The 19475-nt window shown below is 57.0% G+C and carries 22 protein-coding genes and 1 pseudogene; 15 read left to right on the top strand and 8 right to left on the bottom strand.

Going from position 1 to position 19475, the window contains the following annotated elements; all coding sequences use genetic code 11:
- Positions 1-5 precede the first annotated feature (5 nt).
- Positions 6-845 carry a tRNA glutamyl-Q(34) synthetase GluQRS gene (locus GH722_12660; GenBank protein ID MRG72613.1) on the top strand — a complete coding sequence of 280 codons (840 nt, stop codon included), beginning with the start codon at positions 6-8 and terminating at the stop codon, positions 843-845.
- Positions 846-854: 9 nt separating this feature from the next.
- Here GH722_12660 and GH722_12655 read toward each other — a convergent pair whose 3' ends face one another.
- The 4 genes and pseudogenes from GH722_12655 to GH722_12640 all read right to left on the bottom strand — a co-directional run bounded on the left by GH722_12655 (position 855) and on the right by GH722_12640 (position 3569).
- Positions 855-1874 carry an OmpA family protein gene (locus GH722_12655; GenBank protein ID MRG72612.1) on the bottom strand — a complete coding sequence of 340 codons (1020 nt, stop codon included), beginning with the start codon at positions 1872-1874 and terminating at the stop codon, positions 855-857.
- Positions 1871-2323: a hypothetical protein gene (locus GH722_12650; protein ID MRG72611.1), complete on the bottom strand. Its 453-nt coding sequence runs from the start codon at positions 2321-2323 to the stop codon at positions 1871-1873. Before GH722_12650 ends, GH722_12655 begins: the two co-directional genes overlap by 4 nt.
- Positions 2324-2464: 141 nt before the next feature.
- Positions 2465-3352 (bottom strand): DUF4743 domain-containing protein, encoded by an 888-nt coding sequence (locus GH722_12645; protein MRG72610.1) that lies wholly within the window; start codon positions 3350-3352, stop codon positions 2465-2467.
- Positions 3330-3569 (bottom strand): annotated as a pseudogene (locus GH722_12640) (hypothetical protein). The gene GH722_12645 and the pseudogene GH722_12640 overlap by 23 nt, the downstream one beginning before the upstream one ends.
- Before the next feature lie 337 nt (positions 3570-3906).
- Here GH722_12640 and GH722_12635 point away from each other — a divergent pair.
- From GH722_12635 to GH722_12620, 4 genes are all read left to right on the top strand, one after another.
- A complete protein-coding gene (locus tag GH722_12635; protein MRG72609.1) occupies positions 3907-5403 on the top strand; it encodes a hypothetical protein in 1497 nt (498 codons plus the stop codon).
- Between the two features lie 113 nt (positions 5404-5516).
- Positions 5517-7373: an ATP-binding cassette domain-containing protein gene (locus tag GH722_12630; GenBank protein ID MRG72608.1), complete on the top strand. Its 1857-nt coding sequence runs from the start codon at positions 5517-5519 to the stop codon at positions 7371-7373.
- A 16-nt stretch (positions 7374-7389) separates the two neighbouring features.
- Positions 7390-8973 (top strand): GNAT family N-acetyltransferase, encoded by a 1584-nt coding sequence (locus tag GH722_12625; protein ID MRG72607.1) that lies wholly within the window; start codon positions 7390-7392, stop codon positions 8971-8973.
- Between the two features lie 2 nt (positions 8974-8975).
- On the top strand, positions 8976-9674 hold the full coding sequence (locus tag GH722_12620; protein MRG72606.1) for an alpha/beta fold hydrolase: 699 nt from the start codon (positions 8976-8978) through the stop codon (positions 9672-9674).
- Between the two features lie 16 nt (positions 9675-9690).
- On the opposite strand, the gene GH722_12615 is transcribed toward GH722_12620, so the two are convergent.
- The gene (locus GH722_12615) at positions 9691-9954 is read right to left on the bottom strand and encodes a hypothetical protein (GenBank protein ID MRG72605.1); all 264 of its coding nucleotides are present in this window, start codon (positions 9952-9954) and stop codon (positions 9691-9693) included.
- Between the two features lie 129 nt (positions 9955-10083).
- On the opposite strand from GH722_12615, the gene GH722_12610 reads away from it, so the two are divergent.
- From GH722_12610 to GH722_12590, 5 genes are all read left to right on the top strand, one after another.
- Complete coding sequence (locus tag GH722_12610) at positions 10084-10383, top strand: hypothetical protein (protein MRG72604.1); 300 nt, start codon at positions 10084-10086, stop codon at positions 10381-10383.
- Between the two features lie 95 nt (positions 10384-10478).
- The gene (gene rpmB / locus GH722_12605; protein MRG72603.1) at positions 10479-10775 is read left to right on the top strand and encodes a 50S ribosomal protein L28; all 297 of its coding nucleotides are present in this window, start codon (positions 10479-10481) and stop codon (positions 10773-10775) included.
- 241 nt (positions 10776-11016) lie between these two features.
- Positions 11017-11502: a response regulator gene (locus GH722_12600; GenBank protein MRG72602.1), complete on the top strand. Its 486-nt coding sequence runs from the start codon at positions 11017-11019 to the stop codon at positions 11500-11502.
- An 11-nt stretch (positions 11503-11513) separates the two neighbouring features.
- Positions 11514-12002: a transcriptional regulator gene (locus GH722_12595; protein MRG72601.1), complete on the top strand. Its 489-nt coding sequence runs from the start codon at positions 11514-11516 to the stop codon at positions 12000-12002.
- Positions 12003-12114: 112 nt separating this feature from the next.
- The gene (locus tag GH722_12590; GenBank protein MRG72600.1) at positions 12115-12327 is read left to right on the top strand and encodes a hypothetical protein; all 213 of its coding nucleotides are present in this window, start codon (positions 12115-12117) and stop codon (positions 12325-12327) included.
- Positions 12328-12331: 4 nt separating this feature from the next.
- Here the strand turns inward: GH722_12590 and GH722_12585 are convergent, their stop codons facing one another.
- Positions 12332-12847 carry a hypothetical protein gene (locus tag GH722_12585; protein ID MRG72599.1) on the bottom strand — a complete coding sequence of 172 codons (516 nt, stop codon included), beginning with the start codon at positions 12845-12847 and terminating at the stop codon, positions 12332-12334.
- A 177-nt stretch (positions 12848-13024) separates the two neighbouring features.
- Here GH722_12585 and GH722_12580 point away from each other — a divergent pair, with 177 nt between their 5' ends.
- Genes GH722_12580 through GH722_12560 form a run of 5 tightly spaced genes read left to right on the top strand, consistent with a single transcriptional unit; the run spans position 13025 to position 18379 of the window.
- Positions 13025-14329: an FAD-dependent oxidoreductase gene (locus GH722_12580; GenBank protein MRG72598.1), complete on the top strand. Its 1305-nt coding sequence runs from the start codon at positions 13025-13027 to the stop codon at positions 14327-14329.
- The gene (locus tag GH722_12575; GenBank protein MRG72597.1) at positions 14326-15129 is read left to right on the top strand and encodes a DUF1365 family protein; all 804 of its coding nucleotides are present in this window, start codon (positions 14326-14328) and stop codon (positions 15127-15129) included. Before GH722_12580 ends, GH722_12575 begins: the two co-directional genes overlap by 4 nt.
- Positions 15130-15182: 53 nt before the next feature.
- On the top strand, positions 15183-16379 hold the full coding sequence (locus GH722_12570) for a methyltransferase domain-containing protein (GenBank protein MRG72596.1): 1197 nt from the start codon (positions 15183-15185) through the stop codon (positions 16377-16379).
- Positions 16380-16386: 7 nt separating this feature from the next.
- On the top strand, positions 16387-17736 hold the full coding sequence (locus GH722_12565) for an MFS transporter (protein ID MRG72595.1): 1350 nt from the start codon (positions 16387-16389) through the stop codon (positions 17734-17736).
- Positions 17663-18379 (top strand): DUF3833 family protein, encoded by a 717-nt coding sequence (locus tag GH722_12560; protein MRG72594.1) that lies wholly within the window; start codon positions 17663-17665, stop codon positions 18377-18379. The genes GH722_12565 and GH722_12560 overlap by 74 nt, the downstream gene beginning before the upstream one ends.
- On the opposite strand, the gene GH722_12555 is transcribed toward GH722_12560, so the two are convergent.
- Entirely contained in the window at positions 18240-18698 is a 459-nt protein-coding gene (locus GH722_12555) for a nuclear transport factor 2 family protein (GenBank protein ID MRG72593.1), read from the bottom strand. The genes GH722_12560 and GH722_12555 overlap by 140 nt on opposite strands.
- Entirely contained in the window at positions 18659-19426 is a 768-nt protein-coding gene (locus GH722_12550) for an SDR family NAD(P)-dependent oxidoreductase (GenBank protein MRG72592.1), read from the bottom strand. Before GH722_12550 ends, GH722_12555 begins: the two co-directional genes overlap by 40 nt.
- Positions 19427-19475 lie beyond the last annotated feature (49 nt).

The raw sequence follows: 19475 nt of genomic DNA, 5'->3' as shown, positions 1-19475 counted from the left end.
CGGAAATGATTGTAACCCGTTTCGCCCCCAGCCCAACCGGTCATCTTCATCTTGGCCACGCCTATTCGGCGTTGCTCGCCTGGCGGGAAGCAAAAAAGGCCGGAGGAAAATTCCTGCTTCGTATTGAAGATATTGATGCGGGCCGCTGCCGGGAAGAATTTGTCGACAGCATTCTTGAAGATATCCACTGGCTGGGCCTCACACCGGACGGTCCCGTTCTGCGGCAATCCGACAGAACGACTGCCTACGAGGAAGCCCTCACCTCTCTGAAAGCACGCGGGCTGCTTTATCCCTGCTTCTGCACACGAAAACAGATCATGACAGAGATAGAAGCAGCGGGTGGAGCGCCACACGGGCTGGACGGTCCGGTTTATCCCGGAACCTGCAAAGCCTTGTCCGAAAAAGAAGCATCGCAGCGGATCCGGGAGAATGAACCACATGCCCTGAGGCTCGATATCCAAAGGGCATCGGAAATTGCCGGAAACCTGAACTGGACGGACCGTCTGGCCGGAACACAGTCAGCTGATTACGGGATAGCCGGAGATGTCGTCCTGGCCCGCAAGGATATCCGCAACTCCTACCATCTTGCCGTCACCCTGGACGATGCCGCACAGGACATATCACTTGTCGTCCGGGGCGAAGACCTGTTCAGCGCCACACATATCCAGAGGTTACTACAGACGCTGCTGGAGTTGCCGACACCAGAATATCATCACCATCCCCTCCTGCATGATGACAGCGGGAAACGGCTGGCAAAACGTGCCGGCGCGCCAGATCTCCGCTCCCTGCGTGCCGCGGGCCACCAGCCAGACGACATACGCAGAATGGCCGGTCTGCCGGGATAAACGCTCTCCTCAGCGAACCGAAATTTCGACCCGCCGGTTTGCCGGTTCCGGAACATTATCGTCTGTCGGAACCGCATTGTCGCTCTCACCAAACGATGTCACTTCGACAATCTCCGGCGCGACACCCCGGGCAATAAGCATATCCGCGACAGAACGGGACCGGACCAGCGACAGGCGTGCATTCACTTCGGCCCGGCCAACCCTGTCGGAATGACCAATTACCGAAATATCGGGTGTCGCCCGCCTGGTAATTGTCTCAATAATTGATGGCAGCATCGCAGCCGATTCCGCCGTCAGCTCGTTTGATCCGGTCTGAAAATAGAGGGTGAAATACAACGGCGCTTCCGGCACAGCTCCAAGAGCTGCCCCAAAAAGTGTGTTCACTTCGGCATCTGTCAGGACACCGGCCTCTGCCGGCACCTTCCCGTCAGCTGCACTGACCGCCTGACGTGGCCGGTTAAGCAACAGTTCACTACCGGCATTATTCACCGTGACCGCACCAGCCTTCCCGCCATCCTGTTCAAGCAACACCACAAGTGTCGCCTGAAACTTCTCGCTGGCTGCGGCCAGAGATGCCTCAAATTTCGTGCGACATGCCAGAATATCAGCCGGCTGATGGCCTTCTTCCTGTTCCTGCAACCAGCAGTCATAGGCCGCCTGTGCAGCCGCCATGTCATCCGGCGCCAGCGTTCGGCCGGCGGCGGCAAATGCAGACAGCAGATCATCATAGGCTTTCAGCAGATCTCCGGACTGATCCGCGCCAATCCGGCGGTCTTCAACTTTCGTTGGCAGAACCTGATCATTGGCAAAGGCTTTGACTGCCTTCGCCGCAAACATCTTTGCATCAGCGCGGTCGTATTCTCCCGCCTCTACCCGCGAATAAGCCAGATAGGCCTCACCAAGGCTCCGCTGAAAACCGGGCTCCGGGCGGGGCAATGTCTCAATTTCGGCGAAATCGACATCACCAACACATCCGCCGAGCAGGGACGAGGCAAGGAATACGGAGCAAACTGTCCGAAAGTTCATCATGGAACCCTCACCACAAAGCGCGTGCCGCGAATGCCAATCGTCGCAGTCGGTGTCTTGAAACTGACAGCTTCCGGCTTCAGTCTGCCAATGCCACCGGAAACATGCGCGAAAGTTCCCTGTAATAAGCTGGCAATCATCGAAACCTTGCCCTGCTGTGGCTCATAGATCAGTTCATCCATCTCAAGCAGGGCGTCCGGCCCCATGGACATCAGCGAGCCATCCCGGAAGGTGACGCCCATCGTGGAATCAACCCCGGTCATCAGCCTGTCACCATTCTGTATTTTTATGCCGGTCTCTGCCGCCAGTGATGAGCCATTTCGCTCAATCCTCGCGTCACCCGAGACTTCCTTGACGATACCGATATGGCTGTCTTCCGCAGCTACCGAACCATTGGATACTGTGCCTGCTACCAGGCACACTGAAACAAGAAATACGAACCGCCGCCACATCGGACACCCCTCCGCCGTTACAGACAGCCACTATCTTACGAAACCTGACAACGGTTGGCCTACAATAAAGTGACTGCTTTTCTGATAAGCGCCCAACCAGCCAGACCGGAAAAAGCCCGAAAACCAGGAAGACCAACAGGTCTAGAACCGGGGATGCAGGCCCGTCACCAGATGCTCGTAATCCGGATCATCCGCTTCAACAAACCCGTGGCGTATAAGGAAATCAAGGATGACCAGTGCACAATTGAACTTGTAATCCGTTGTCTCGCGAATACCGGCTGCGACATCATTGATATTCATCAGCATGAATTCATCAACCTCGCCATCTGCCGCCACAGGCACGAAGCTCGCAGGCAGTTCAAGATCGTAACACCAGAGCAGATCCCACCGGAAGCCTTCGGGCCGGACGCAACGATAGGTAATGGCGCTGACCGGTCTTGCCATTTCCGCCAGATCGCGGGGGATCGCCGCTTCCTCACCACATTCCTTGATCAGGTTGTCACGAACCGACAGGCCGGCAGGCTGGCCACCACCGACCATCTGATCGAGCTTGCCCGGTGCAGTCGCCTTTTGCAGGCTGCGACGGGCGATCCACATGAAAAATCCGCCATCCTTGCGGACATAACCGTTCATATGGACGCCATATCCGCGCGTCCCAAGTAAGGGAACCGCTGCCCGTTCGATCTCGAACACCGGCCGTTCAAAGGTACGTCCCACCGGATAATTCTCGTTCCGCCATCCGTGAATGCCCCGGGTTTGGCGGATATCGTTCAGGCAGGCTGCGATGGCCTCGGTCCGCTCATCATAAGATGACAGCCCGTCAGCCAGCCTGACTGCATTCGGTTCGATAACAAAGACATCCGGATACTTCTCCAGACTGGCGGCAAAAGCATCGGATGTCTGCCCGAGTTCGTGGCCGTCAACCAGCAGGGGCCGATAGCCATCTTGTTTCCAGTTATTCGCTTCGGCAATTCGGTCGAGATAGCTCACCCAGGCCTCCGGTTGATCAGATAACCGCTGCCTTCTCAGAAGTCAGCACGGTGCAGACATCATAGATCTGCCGCATGCAGGCCGCCAGATACTCTCGCTCCGGCTGCAGCATATTTGCCATCTGAATGTCGATAACGACGGAGTCACTGCCTTCCTGTACGGCATAAAGCCGTGTGGGAACGAGGTTCCGTTTGGCAAAGAGTTCGAGGACGCGGGGGACGACACCCGGTTCAGCATTGGCGCGGACAGCGAAGCAGGCTGTCGTTGCAAGAGGGCTGACGGTGTCAGAAGTGGTCTGGTCGGCGAATGTGCGCTGTTGCATGATGCGCAGTCCTTAAAAAAATTCCGGAAAAGACGAATCAGAAATACCCGGCGCTCAAACGAGTGCCGGGCCTGTAATTCGAATGAGGCCGCCGAGGACCTGTTTCCGGAAGGACTGATCAAACATGACCTTTACCTAGCGCTGAACCGCCTCTCCGTCAAGCTCCCGGCCAGAGTCTGCTGTGCATGGACGTTGCCGCTGCTGATGACCTATACTGGTCATGAATTTGAATTTTTCTGGCATTCGGTTGCCAGCGAGGGAGAGACCATCAGTGCGGGCAATTTTTGCAATCGGCGCCTTGATCAGCGCCATCTGGCTGGGCGCCGCGGCATCCTATGTACAGTTCCGGATTACCTGGCAGTCGCTACTCGACCTGCCATTTGTTGACCTCGCCGCTTTTGTTGCTGCCGCTTTCGGCCCCCCCGCAGCACTCTGGCTGATTATCGGCTATGTGCAACTGGGCTCAGCCCTGCGTGAAAACAACTTTGCGCTGAAACAACTGCACTGGCAGACCAAGCGTGCTGCGGATCAGGCAGAAGTTGAGGCACGCACCCTGGTTGAGAGCCGGACTTCCGCCAAGCGGGCGGAGCTGTTTCCGCTGATCAGTTATCTGATCGACGAGCTGAACCCGCTGGTTGCTCATCTCGCTGTTGAACTGAAGCTGATCGACAATGCCCAGTATGCCTCTGCCTGGCAGCGTTTTGGTCAGGGCGACCGCTGGGTTTTCTTCCGCTGCATTCTCAACACCTCCGGCGGGACCGAACCACTGGAACGCAAGATCGCCGCGACACTGAAGCAGGACAGCAAGGCGCTGCCTCTGGCCGAAGAATTTCGTGAAAACTTCGCCAATCTGCTCAAGGAACTGCGCAGCGTCGAAGGTGAAGGCCTGATCACCCGTCTGGTAGAGCGCGGAAATCTCGGCAAGCTCGACCTGTTGCTGAAACGGACGATGCCCCAGCCCGAGGCGGCACCAGCTGCACCGGCACCCGAACCGGCTTTCAAACCGGTGGAGACACCGGAACCGAAGCCTGCTCCCGAACCCGTAACCGAAAAGGCACCTCAGGCCGAACCGGAACCCGAGGAGAAAACCGAACTGCCGCCGGTTCCCGGCGGGGGTTGGACGGCAGCCGTTGAGCGCCCGATACCGCGCGCGCCTGCTCCTATAGCCGCACCACCGCATGTTACCAGTGAGCGGGCTCCGGACCCTGCCCCGCAGCCGCCAAAACCAGTCGCAGAAGTTACCGCTGAACCGGAAAACCAGCCGGAACCGGAAATGCCGCGCGATCCGCAACGGGATGAAGCCCGACGGGCACTCGCCGAAATTGCAGCTGCCCTGCAGGCTGTTGACGAAGCCAATGGTCGCGACGGTGGAGAGGAACAATCTGCCAGCCCGCGGCCTGTTCCGTTCCCGACACGCCGCGAACCACAGCTGGCACCACAACGAGCGGCGCAGACCACAACAACCAGTTCAGCACAGGACACACGGCCTGCCCCACCGACCCGTCCACTGCTGGCGTCACAGACATTACCCCGCGAAGGATCCCCCTTCCCGACCGTCACGCCGACACCCCCCCGGGACACCGACCGCAAACCGGCTGAGGAGAAGACGGCGACAGTGACACCACCACCGGCAGACAACAGCCCGACGATATCTGAAGAAGATCGTCTGCCGCCAATTCCCGAAGGCATTCGGCCACAGGAAGAGCCCAAGCGCCGCCTCAGTCCGATCGTGTCCGGCCTGTTTGGAAACCGGCCGAAAGATAAATAGGGGTCGTCTGACGGGCGCCCCGGACGTGACCGTCCATTCGGGCGTTCTGATTGTGCCCGTGGCCGGTAATCCCCACATGCCCCGAACCATCAAGAACAACGGCTCAGTTCCATATGTCACCCCCTCGCCCTGATACCGGCGACAAACGCCCCCGGAATGATCTGCAGACCATACGGACGCTGCTGCCTTACCTCTGGCCCAAGGACTCGTTCGAACTGCGGCTGCGGGTCGTGGTGGCCCTGTCGCTGCTGGCCATCGCCAAGGTCGCCAACGTCTATACGCCGATGCTGTACAAGGAAGCGGTCGACCAGCTCAGTCCCGCTGCCGGCGTAACCACAATTCTCGCTGTGCCTGTGCTGCTGATTATCGGCTATGGAGTGGCCCGGGTACTGGCGCTGGCTTTCGGCGAAATGCGGGATTTCTTCTTTGCCAAAGTTGCCGCACGGGCCATTCGGCAATCCGCTCTGAAAACCTTTGAGCATCTTCACGCTCTCGCGCTCCGCTTCCATCTCGAACGTCAGACCGGCGGCGTCAGCCGGGCCATTGAACGCGGCGTGAAGGGGATCGACTTCCTGCTTCGCTTCATGCTGTTCAATATCCTGCCGACCCTGCTGGAAGTGCTGATGGTCTGCGGCATTCTGATCTGGCTGTATGATATTTCCTTCGCCATCGTCACCTTTCTGACGATCATGGCCTACATCGCCTACACGCTGGTCGTGACGGAATGGCGGATCAAGTTCCGGCGCCGGATGAACGAAAAGGACTCGGAAGCCAATACCAAGGCCATTGATTCTCTGCTCAATTTCGAGACCGTAAAATATTTCGGCAATGAAGAGCATGAAGCCCGCCGCTTCGACGCCTCCCTTCGGGACTATGAACATGCCTCGGTCCTCAGCAATACCTCGCTGGCGCTGGTCAATATCGGTCAGGGGGCGATCATCGCCGTTGGCCTGACGGTGGTGATGATCCTGGCCGGTCAGGGAGTCGCTGATGGCACAATGACGGTTGGCGATTTCGTGCTGGTGAACACCTATCTGATCCAGCTTTATCTGCCGCTGAATTTCCTTGGGTTCGTCTATCGCGAAATCAAACAGTCACTGGCCGACATGGAGTCCATGTTCAGTCTGCTGCGCGAAGATGCGGAGATATCGGACAAACCGGATGCACCTGCACTGACTGTCAGCGGCGGCGAAGTGGCCTTCCGGAACGTCACGTTCTCCTATGAGAGCAATCGGCAGATACTGCATGGTGTTGATTTCATCGTCCCCGCGGGCAGGACCACCGCGATTGTCGGCCCCAGTGGTGCCGGAAAATCCACCATCTCCCGCATCCTGTTCCGATTCTACGACGTGGATGGCGGCGTGGTGACAATTGACGGTCAGGACATCCGCGACATCACACAGAAAAGCCTGCGGGCCACAATTGGAATCGTGCCGCAGGATACAGTGCTGTTTAATGACAGCATCTACTATAATATCGCCTACGGTCGCCCAGCCGCCAGCCGGGAAGAAGTGGAGGAAGCAGCCAGACTGGCCCGCATCCACGATTTCGTCAGCAGCCTGCCAGAAGGCTATGACACGAAGGTCGGCGAGCGGGGACTGAAACTGTCCGGCGGTGAAAAACAGCGCGTCGCGATTGCCCGAACCATTCTGAAGAAACCGGATATTCTGTTGTTTGACGAGGCGACATCCGCTCTCGACAGCCAGACCGAACGGGAAATTCAGGCATCGTTGCGCGAAGTATCAGCGAACCGGACAACACTTGTTATTGCCCACCGGCTCTCCACCATCATTGATTCAGATGAAATACTGGTGCTGGAAGCCGGACGCATCGTTGAACGCGGAGCACATAGCGAACTGCTGGAAACAGACGGCGTTTACGCAAAAATGTGGCGCCGCCAGCAGGAAGCCGCAGAAGCCGAAAAAACCCTGGCAGGAGCCATCGCAGACGGTGCGCTCCGCCCCACCTGAAGAAAGCCATCGGATTATGACCAAGCGCAAGAGCAGTCACGAAACCAACAAGACGCTTCTGAAGAAGTTTGAGAAGAAAATGCATGTCCGGCGCCTGCGCCAGAGTGACTACGAAAGCGTCGTCGCCGTGCAGAAATCTGCCTTCGGCGAAGATATTCCCCATTGGGAGCGGGAGCATTTTCTGGCTCAGCTGAAACGGTTCTCAGCCGGTCAGATCGGGGTGGAGTTCGAAGGCAAGCTGATCGCTGTCTCCGCCAGCCTGATCGTCAATGAAGAACAGGTCATCCGCCAGCATACCTTCAACGAAGTTGCCGATGACGGGCTGATTGGCAACCACGATCCGAAAGGTGAATATCTGTACGGCATTGATATTGCGGTAAACCCGGACTTCCGGGGCCAGAAACTGGCGCGCCGTCTGTATGATGCCCGCAAGCTTGTTGTTACCCGGCTTAATCTGAAAGGCATGATTATCGGCGGACGCATCCCCGGCTACTGCAATTATGCCGAGGAAATGTCGCCGGAAGAGTATTGCGAACAGGTTCATTCACGCACCCTCACCGACCCCGTATTGACCGCCCAGCTGTCAAACGGCTTCGAATTCAATCAGGTGCTGAGGAACTATCTTCCCGAAGATGTCGAATCGATGGGACATGCCACCCTGATGGTCTGGCAGAACCCCGACTACATGATGGACAAGGCCAGCGTCGCGGACAGCGGGATCGTTCGTATCTGTGTCGTTCAGTATCAGATGCGACCAATCAAGAAGTTCGTCGATTTTGCGCGTCAGGTTGAGTATTTCGTCGATACCTCCTCAGACTATCGCAGTGATTTTGTCGTCTTTCCGGAGCTTCTCACAACCCAGCTGATGGGATTGTACAAGGAACCAAACCCGGCAAAGGCGGCGCGGAAACTGGATCGCTATACCGACCGTTACCTTGATCTGTTTGCCGACCTGGCTCTGCGTTACAACGTCAATATCATCGGCGGTACACATCTGATGATCGAGGACGACAAGCTCTATAACGTCGCTTTTCTGTTCCGCCGCGACGGCACCATCGACAAGCAGTACAAGGTCCATATCACCCCGTCAGAAGCCAAATGGTGGGGCGTCAGCGCCGGCGACAAGGTACGTGTCTTTGATACGGACCGCGGCAAGATCGGCATATCGATCTGCTATGACATCGAATTTCCGGAAATGACCCGTGTAGCCGCCGAAAAAGGCGCAACGATCATGTTCGTGCCCTACAACACAGATATGCGTTCCGGCCATATGCGGGTGCGCTACTGCGCACAGGCCCGCTGTGTCGAGAATGAAATCTATATCGCCATGGCCGGCGCCATCGGAAACCTGCCGAATGTCGAGGCTGCGGACATGCATTATGCCCAATCCTGCATCCTCACCCCTTCCGACATCGCCTTCGACCGTGACGGTATCGCCGCGGAATGCACGCCGAACACAGAGATGATGATCATCCATGATCTCAGCCTTGATCTGTTACGTCAGCACAAGGACCGCGGCACAACCCAGAACTGGGATAACAGACGCACCGACCTGTATCGCGTCCGCTGGGATGATGGTGAAGAAGTTATCGAGGTCTGATCATGGCAAAACCCACACTTGTCCTGCTGGCAGGGCTGCTGAACGATGATGCTCTCTGGCAGCACCAGACAGATCATCTGGCCGATCATGCAGATATCATTGTCGGCGATACCCGTTCCGATGAAGACATTCACACGATGGCGCGCCGGGTTCTCGACAATGCCCCGGAGCGGTTTGCCCTCGCCGGACTGTCGATGGGCGGCTACTGCGCTTTTGAAATTCTGTCCTTTGCCCCGGAGCGGCTGACTCACCTCGCCCTGCTGGACACGACCGCACGGGCGGATGATGCCGACCGCATGGCATGGCGGCGTAATTTTCTGGCCTCCGCTGCCGGTGGCGATTTCAACGCCATCAAGCAGCAATCGCTTGATGCCTATATCCATCCGTCCCGGCATGATGATGCCGGGCTTATGCAGGCCTTTGACGCGATGGCAGAGCGTGTCGGGCTGGAGACCTACATCCGGCAACAGAAAGCGATCATGAGCCGCTCTGACAGGCGTGACCTGCTGCCAGGGATCAGCATTCCGACTGTGGTCATCTGTGGCCGGCAGGACAAGGCAACACCGTTGCCCTGGAATGAAGAAATTGCGGCGGCAATTCCGGGGGCCAGCCTGCATGTTGTTGAGACGGCTGGCCATCTGACACCGATGGAACGCCCGGAAGAGGTAACCGGCATTCTGAAAGACTGGATTATCACCTAGCGAAGGTCACAGATACTCAGTTCTCGACTTCGTAGGTCTCCCAGTCGTCGTCAGCAATATCGAAATCGTTCAGCGCTTCGCAAATCTCCCGGTTCCCCAGATAGATCCAGCGACCATAATCATCTTCGGCCGTTATGATCGTCTTGCGACCGGGGAACAGTGCCTGAAAGTACCGAATCGCATTTTTCGCGGCCTCAAGGTCATCAATCGTTTTCTGGGTCACCTGACAGACAACAATATCGCTGCCATCAAAGTTGAGAAGTGCTGCCCTGAATTTCATTCTGATCGTCTCCGCATTCGTGAATCCGGCAAGATTTATTTCTGCCAAGCATAACGTGAAATTATTCACGGCAAATGCTACAGTTCAATCACCGTACGACGTTGTACGGAAAATTTTCGGGATAGTCTGTTGAGCTTTGGAAAACTCATTGGAAAACTGCTCGGGCTGAAAGATATCGAAGCCCCGGCTGAGGCAACAGCGGGAACCGTTCCCGCAAAAGTCCCGCCGACACCGGATGTCGAGGTCGAGGTATTTCGCATGCCGTCTCAGGATGACCTTGATCGCCGGGCCGTTATCCGCAATGCCATGTCAGTCCACAGGGCCAGGCAATCCAGCCTCGACAGCCTGACGGAAGAAGAACGGCAAAAACTCCGTGCTATCGCGGAACAGGCATTTCTTGATCCCGGCAACGGACAAACACGTCATTGATCTCCCGGACAGCTTGACAGCCGCCTGACCGCGCCTTAGAACCCCTGCTCGTTTTGCGGTTCATCCGCTCATCATCGTTTTTTAAGGAGATCGCAATGTCGCGTCGTTGCAACCTCACAGGCAAAGGCGTGCTGACAGGCAATAACGTCAGCCATGCGAACAACAAGACCCGCCGCCGGTTCCTGCCGAACCTGCAGGTCATTTCATTTTTCAGCGAAATTCTGAAAGAACTGGTTCGTGTGCGCGTTGCCGTCTCAACCATTCGTTCGATTGAACATAAAGGCGGCATCGACGCCTTTATTCTGGATACCGCTGATGCAAAGCTGGATGACAATCTGCGTCGTCTGAAAAAGCGCATTCGCAAAGCGACGGAAGCTGCCGCCGCAGCCTGATCGCTTCTACTGATTGCCAGAACAGGCTCGCCAGTGGCGGGCCTGTTTTCGTTCCGGAACAAAACTTATTCCCTGGATCACGATTTCCGGAGCGGGATATTCAGGACAGCCCTAACCCTCTGTTTTTATATGTTTTGTCGGACATTCCTGACCGACTACACTGCTTTACTCACTCAGTTTCAGTCGATAAAGTCAGGCTACGCTTTGGGGGCGGGGCCTGACGTCATCGGGAGACAGGCTTATTAAACAGAAGATTGACTTCAGCAGGGTCAGTTTTCTCATCGTCGACGACAATAAACTGTCGATCAAGATGGTGGGAGATACCTTGCGCTATCTCGGCGCGACAAACATTGAGGTTACACGAAACCCCGATGAAGCCCTTTCTTTGATCAAAAAACAGAATACGGATGTCCTGATCACAGAATGGCAAATGGAATCGATGACCGGCGTCGAGTTCCTCGACCTTCTCCGGAACTCCTCTGCCTCGCCAAATCGCTTTTTACCAGTCATCATGCTGACCGGTCACTCTGAAGAACCCTTTGTCGCCGATGCACGCGACAACGGGGTAACCGAATTTCTGGCCAAGCCCTTTACGGCCAAGGGGTTTTATGCCCGACTTGTCTCGGTCATTGCCCGCCCCCGATGCTTTATCAATGCACCCAGCTATTTCGGTCCCGACAGACGGCGCAAGACCATGCCCTATGACGGCGACGAACGGCGGAGTTAGGATCAGAAGACATGGCGCGTAATGTACAGGTCATTCCGGCTCAGCAAGAGCTGAAACAGAAGTCGGTAAACACGAAGAACGGCTTTGATATCGCCATGACTCCGGCGGAACTTGATGAACTGGAATCGGTGATTCAGGCCAGTCGGGATGAATTTGTCGTGGAAGCCGCCAGCCTGCTGAAAAAGCTGCGTTCTGATCTTGGCTACGCACGGGCACACCGGGATGATGTCGCCATCTTCATTCAGTCAGCCCTGCGGGCAGCCTATGACATCAAATCCCTCGGCGGATCTTTCAACTATCCGCTGATGACAGCCATGGCAAAGTCCCTGCATGATTTCCTGACAGGGCGGACAGAACTGACGACGAAGCAGTACGATCTCGTCGGTCTGCATGTCGATATGCTCTATCTGGTGCTGTCCCGTCATATGGACGGCCCCGGTGGCACGACGGAACAGCAGATTGTCCTGGCTCTGCGTGAAGGCGTTCGCCGCTTCTCCTGACCTCACGGGGTCTTTTCCAACATATGCACAGATCGCAATGCTGCATTGCCACATAATCTATGGTGCACCGCAATATTGCCGGTTAGGGTGTTGGCATTGAAGGAGAATAATCATGCAAACAGCCCTCTCGATCCACTCACACACACTGCTCCATGTTCTTGCAGCACCGTTTCAGGCCATCGCTGACTTTGTTGACTCGCTCAGCCGGGCCACCGCAGCCGCCGATTACATGGAAGATTACTCAACCCTGTCTGACGCCGATCTGGCCGCACAGGGTCTTACCCGCGAAGATGTAAAGCACAACGTGCTCCGGATTCTCGGCTGATACCTTATCCCCGTCGCTGCAGGCTGGCCTTTCGACCGGCCTGTTCCGGGCGGGGCAATGCCTGATGTTCAGCATGAACAGCCGCCAGCCGTTCTGATATTTCCGACGGCCAGGGGGCTGTCTTCCGTGCTTCCAGATTAATATGCAATGACATCACTTCCATGGTTGCGCAGAGCGTATTGTCGCTGGCCCGCCACATGGAATGGATGAAATGATGCCGCTTGGCATCCCAGTCCAGCAGGTAGGTGGTCAGATAGACCTCTTCCCCTTCCCGGACCTCCTGCAGATAGACAACATGCAACTCCGCTGCAAAAGTGCTGTGCCGGGTGCGTTCCCGGTAACCCTTGTCGATTCCCACCTGATCCTTGTAGGCATCTGTCGCCCGGTCAAAAGCGACCACATAATAAGCCACATTCATATGGCCGTTATAATCAGTCCATTCCGCAGGAATGATTTCACGACCGGTTGCAAGCTGTCCCTCTGGTCCATGCATCGCGTCTGATAACTCCGTTATATCCATAAGTTGCACGGTGATACGACATTCCGTCCCCCGGCCCAAGTATTTGACGCACCATCAGTGATCCGTCAGCCAGCCGGTTGCGTAAAAGCTTTCACAGGCGAACATGCCTGCGGGGTTTACCACTAACTGGCGCATCGGGATCACGTGACTGAAGCTTTCATCAAGAATAGAAAAAAGATTGCTGTTATCGGGGCCGGGATATCCGGGCTGTCCGCTGCCTGGCTACTCCACAAGGCACATGACGTGACCCTTTATGAACGGCGGCGGCGTCTGGGCGGCCATAGCCATACAGTGACTGTCAGCACACCAGATGGCGATATTCCGGTCGATACCGGGTTTATCGTCTACACGCCCTCCAACTATCCCAATCTGACCCGTCTTTTTGCCCTGCTCGATGTCCCGACCAAAAGCAGCGACATGTCTTTCGCAGCTTCTCTGGACGCTGGCGGACTCGAATATTCCGGTAGTTCAGTTGCCCATATGCTGGGTCAGCCGACAAATATCGCCCGCCCGCGTTTCTGGCGGATGGTTCGTGGTATTCTGCGCTTCTTCAGTTCGGCCAGGGTCATTTACAACCAGCCCGATGCTGCCGGCCTGTCATTGCAGGACTGGCTGGAGCGGGAGGGGTATTCCGCCTCATTCATCGACGATCACATCATGCCGATGGGAGCCGCAATCTGGTCCTGCTCGGTTGCCGAAATGCGCCAGCAACCCGCACTGGCCTTTGTCCGGTTCTTCGACGAGCACGGATTGCTGGAACTCGCCGAGCGCCCGGAATGGCGCACGGTCGATGGTGGCAGCCGGGAATATGTCCGGAGGCTGGCCGCTCCGATCAGCGATCGTATCTGGCATGACAGTGCGGTCGAGGCTGTCTGGCGAACCCCGAACGGGGTTCTGGTGCGCGACAGTCAGGGCAGAACCGAACGCTATGACGATGTGGTCATGGCCAGCCACTCTGATCAGACAAGGGCCATGGTTCAGGATCTGAGCGCCTCCGAGCAGGCTGTTCTCGACTGCTTTCGCTACAAACCGAATGATGTCTACCTTCACAGCGACCCTGCCCTGATGCCGCTCCGGCGGCGGGTCTGGTCGAGCTGGAATTTTCTCGGTGGTGCCGGAAGAGAACGGGAAGGTAACGTCACCGCGACCTACTGGATGAACAAGCTTCAGGGGCTTCCCGCCTCAACGCCGCTGTTCGTCACTCTCAATCCGGTCAGGCCGCCCGCAGATCACCTGATTCACGGCCAGTACCTTTATGACCACCCGATCATTGATCTGGCATCCTTTGCCGCCCGTGACCGTCTCGATGATATCCAGGGTGCTGGCGGGATATGGTATTGCGGTGCCTGGACCGGTGCAGGATTTCACGAAGACGGCCTGCGGTCCGGCCTTCAAGTCGCGGAACAGATTGGCGGTGTTCAGCGCCCGTGGAGTCAGGAACCCCCGGCGATACAGCCACCGCTGGGGCTGGCAGCAGAATGACCCGGCCAGCATCAGCCCTGTTCGCCGGAGAGGTCATGCACCGCCGGCTGAAACCCCTTCGCCACCGCCTGGCTTACAGGATGTGCTACTTCCTCCTTGATCTGGACGAAGTCGCAGAACTCGACCGCGGGCATCGCCTGTTCGGTTATAACCGTCGTGCACTGTTCAGCTTCCGCGATGCAGATCATGGCGATGGCCAGTCTCATACCGGCGCCCTGCGGGACTGGATCGACACGATCCTGACCGAAAACGGTATGCAGGCAGGGGGGCGTATCCGCCTGCTTTGCCTGCCCCGGATGTTCGGATATGCATTCAACCCGCTGACCGTCTGGTTCTGCGACCGCAAAGACGGCAGTCAGCAGGCAATCCTGTACGAAGTGCGCAACACCTTCCGGCAAAAGCACCATTATCTGATACCGGTCAGTCCGGGTGAAGCGATGAAGAGCCGTGGAATGCTGCGTCAGCGTGCTGACAAGGTGTTCTATGTCTCTCCCTTCATCGAAATGGAGCAGCAATACCAGTTCCGTGTCCGGTTACCGGATCAGGACAAGGTCGCAGTTGCAATCCGGGAGTCAGATCCGACAGGCCCGCTGCTGCACGCTGCTTTCTCCGGCACACGCCGGGAGATTACGGATCGTTCGCTCGCCCTTACGGCACTTGCCTTCCCCTTGATGACACTGAAGGTCATCGCCGGCATTCACTGGGAAGCCCTGAAACTCTGGTTCAAGGGTGCCCGGTTCATCTCACGGCCAGCACCGCCTGAACGAACAGTTTCCTTTGGGTCTGGAGAAATATCTTGATAGAATGTTCAGGTTCCAACCTCGGCATCCGACTGAAAAGCTTGGGAGAGAACATGACGCCGCAGGGAAAATACAGATTTGACCCATGGACAGGCCTGCTGCTGGCTGCTGTCCGGCGCTGCCCTATCGGTAATGTTACGGTCATCACACCTTCCGGTGAAACACATGAAATCAAGGGAACACAACCCGGCCCCGATGCTGTCATGCATCTGCACAGCTCCGCTGGTGCCCGCGGCCTGATACTTGGCGGTGATCTGGGGCTGGCAGAAGCCTATATGGATGGCCACTGGTCGACCCCGGAACTGGCTACCTTCCTGGAATGGGGGGCGCGCAATCTGGATGCACTCGGCTCCACCGCCGAAGGCACTTTCCTGTCAAAAACGACGGCCCGGCTGCTGCATCTCATGCGGGCAAATACCCGGTCCGGTGCCCGGCGCAACATTGCCGCCCATTACGATCTCGGCAATGCGTTTTATGAACAGTGGCTAGACCCCTCGATGACCTATTCATCAGCTGTCTATCCGGACCTGAGCACCAGTCTGGAAGCGGCACAGCAAAAGAAAATTGAGCGGATAGGTGAGCTTCTGTCCCCGTCACCCGGCATGGAAATTCTTGAAATCGGTGCCGGCTGGGGAGCCATGGCAATCCACCTCGCCCGGAATTTTGGCTGCAAGGTGGTCGGGCTGACCTTATCGACCGAGCAGTATAACGAGGCCTCACGACGCGCACAGGCGGAAGGTCTGGGAGAGAAAATCGAATTCCGGCTGCAGGATTATCGCGACGTACCCGGCCAGTTCGATCGGGTTGTTTCCATTGAGATGATCGAAGCCGTCGGCGAAGCAAACTGGCCGCGTTATTTCTCGGTTATCAATGAACGGCTGAAATCCGGTGGTGCCGCCGCCCTGCAGGCGATCACCATTGCCGATGAACGATTCGATGGCTACCGCCAGAATGCCGACTTCATCCAGAAGTACATCTTCCCCGGCGGCATGCTTCCCTCACCCACGGCACTTCGCCAGCATATCGAGATGGCGGGAATGCAGATGGCAGGGGAAGCAAATTTTGGCGAACATTATGCCCGGACACTGGCAGAATGGCGGCAACGGTTTCTCGAAAAATGGGACAATATCTCGCCGCTTGGATTTGATGACCGGTTCCGACGCATGTGGGAATATTATCTCGCTTACTGTGAAGGTGGATTCAGGGCAGATCTGATTGACGTCGCCCAGGTTCGCATCGTCAAACCCTGACCCTGTCATGACATCCCCCGCACGCCCGCTGTCGCGAGGCCGGATAGCCGCCTATGCCGCCCCGGCAATGGCACTCGCCATACCGACTATTCCTGTCGCGGTCATGCTGCCGACTTTCTATGCTGAAACCTTCGGCCTTCCGCTGGCCGCTATCGGAGGCGTGCTGGCCGCCGCCCGCCTGCTGGATGTCATCACCGACCCGCTGGCCGGCGCGATCAGCGACCGCTGGCGGGGCCGGTTTGGCCGGCGACGGCCCATGATGGCGCTTGGCGCACCGGTCGCCGGGATTGCCCTGTTCATGTTGTTTGTCCCACCTGCTGATGTCTCCGTTATCTATCTCGCGTTATGGTCCAGCCTGCTCTATCTCGGCTGGACCATGATTGCCCTGCCCTACACCGCCTGGGGCGCTGAACTGAGCCCGGACTACCGGGACCGCTCGCGTATTACCCTCGCCCGTGAAGCCGCACAGATGACCGGTATTCTGATGGCTGCGGCCATCCCTGTCATCTTCTCGACCGATGACTGGCAAACCGGGCTGAAGCTGATTGTCATGGCCACACTGATTGGCGGCGCCATCTCACTGGCCGCCGCCCTTCGACTTGTACCGGACCCGGTTCCTGCACGCCCCGCCGATAACCAGACACCCATAAAATTCAGCATCTATCTTCAGAACAAGCCGTTCATGCGGCTGCTGTCGGCCTGGCTGCTGAATGGACTGGCGAACGGCTTTCCGACGGTCTTGTTCGCCTTCTTTGTCACCCATGTGCTAGGCGGCACCGACGCAGAACGAAACTGGCTGCTGTTGCTGTATTTCGGGGCAGGTGTCGCGGGGGTGCCACTCTGGATGAAACTGGCCGAACGGGTACAGAAACACCGGGTCTGGTCGGGAGCCATGATTTTCAACTGCGCAGCCTTTGCTCTAGCAGCCTTTCTGGGACCGGGAGATGTGCCCGTTTTTGCCATCGTCTGCCTGACAACCGGGCTGGCACTTGGTGCCGACCTTGCTTTGCCGCCCGCCATTCAGGCCGATGTGGTTGACTACGACACCCTGAAGACCGGCCGCCGGCGTGCCGGTATCTATTTTGCCTTCTGGAACATGTCGACAAAGTTTGCCCTGGCCGGTGCGGTGGGCGTCGCCTTTCTGTCGCTGGATATCCTCGGTTTTGATGCACAAGCCGGAGAACAATCCGCCGCAGCCACAGACGGATTGATTTTTCTATACGCCATCATGCCGATTCTCCTTAAGTTTTGCGCCATCGCCCTCATATATAAATTTCCGATAGATGCTGGCCGTCAGTCCGTCATTCGTCAGCGTCTGCAACAAAGAGAGGCTCGGGCCGAACGTGAAACGAATTAGTCTGCTTTTCGCAATCGCCGCCACGCTGGTTATAAACGGGTGCAGCAGCATGAAACCTCAGGACTTCGCAGGTCAGGAACCCCGACTGGTTCTGGAAGATTATTTTGCCGGAACAACGCAGGCCTGGGGTATTTTTGAAGATCGCTTCGGCAATTTGCGACGCCAGTTCACCGTCGATATCACCGGAGACTGGGATGGTGAAACCCTCACCCTCACAGAGGATTTCCTGTATTCCGATGGCGAAACAGAACAGCGCATCTGGCGCATCCGAAAGATTGACGAACATCGTTATGAAGGCCGGGCCGGTGATGTCATCGGAACTGCCGACGGATCTGTTTATGGCAATGCGCTGAACTGGTCGTATGACATGATGCTGCCGGTTGGCGACAACATCTGGAAAGTCACCTTCGATGACTGGATGTTCCTGCAACCGGGCGGCGTTCTGATTAACCGCGCAAAAGTTTCCAAATGGGGGATTCTGCTGGGCGAGGTTACGCTTTCCTTCAGCAAGCCGACAGACGCCGCCGCAAAAAGCGCAGCAAACCACCCACCAGCGGAAGTCTCTCATACAGCTGACCGGCTGCATCCCAATGGTCAATATGTGCTGTCAGAAGGCCATCCGGACCGAAGGTCAGTTCACTGAGTCCGGTAATACGTGCCGACTGTCCGCGCAGACCAAAAGTGAAAGTCCAGTGCGCGATAGATCTGGCATCATCACAAAGCCGGTAATTGACCACGAAGACCGGGCTCTCCACCGTCTCGAACATATGTTCGAAGACACGCAGAAATGCTGTCCGGCCGTGGCAATCGTTGAACGGATCAACGAAATGGACATCCTCGGCCACCAGCGCCGCCAGATCGCCAAGATTATCACGATCCAGCCGTTCAAAAGCCTTCAGATACCGGTCTGCCCACTGCTCTGTCATTGTCCTGTCAGCCTTGCCATCAGCGGGAAATACCATGAATAAGGCATCGCCCGGGTAATTTTCATCGGCCAGACCAGACGTTTCGGAAACGCGATCTCAAAGCGTCTGCGGGCCAGCCCGTCCAGTATTCTCCGGACCGCCTCGTCCGGTTCCATCAGGAAAGGCATGTCGAAGTCATTCTGTTCGGTCATCGCCGTGCGGACAAAACCCGGCAGGATCACCGAGATATCCAGCCCCAGACGTTCGCAATCAAACTTCAGACTTTCGGCGAGAGAGACCATGGCCGACTTTGCCGCCCCGTAGGCCCCGGCCCTTGGCAACCCCCGATAGGATGTCGGTGACGCGACCAGCGCCAGATGGCCGGATCGGCGCTCTGTCATGCCCGGCAAGACCGCAGCAATACCATTCACTGCCCCGAAATAGTTCACCTCCATCTGTTTCCTGACACTTCCCGCGTCAAAGCTTTCTGCATCGACCGGCGTGTAAGTGCCCGCATTCATAATTGCGAGTGTAACCGGCCCGGCCTCTGACTCGATCAGCCCCGTCGTTTTGTGCATAGCCGCTTCATCCGTGACATCAACCGGCATCGCAATGATCTGACCGTTGCTGTCACGGGCCACAGCTTCCAGTTTTTCGGTATTGCGGGCACTGATTGCGACCCGCCAGCCAGCACCCGCCAGCATCTTCGCCATACCGAGCCCCATGCCACTGCTGGCACCGGTTATCCATGCACAGCCGGTTTTCGGTGCCTGCGGAATTCTCATCCTTCGCCTCCTCGGTCTGTTATTAGCAGAAATACGGACAATCAGCGGG

Source organism: Alphaproteobacteria bacterium HT1-32 (assembly GCA_009649675.1).
Classification (GTDB): Bacteria; Pseudomonadota; Alphaproteobacteria; order Rhodospirillales; family HT1-32; genus HT1-32.
The sequence above is the reverse complement of the archived record's forward strand: the minus strand, read 5'-3'. Positions and strand labels throughout refer to the sequence as shown.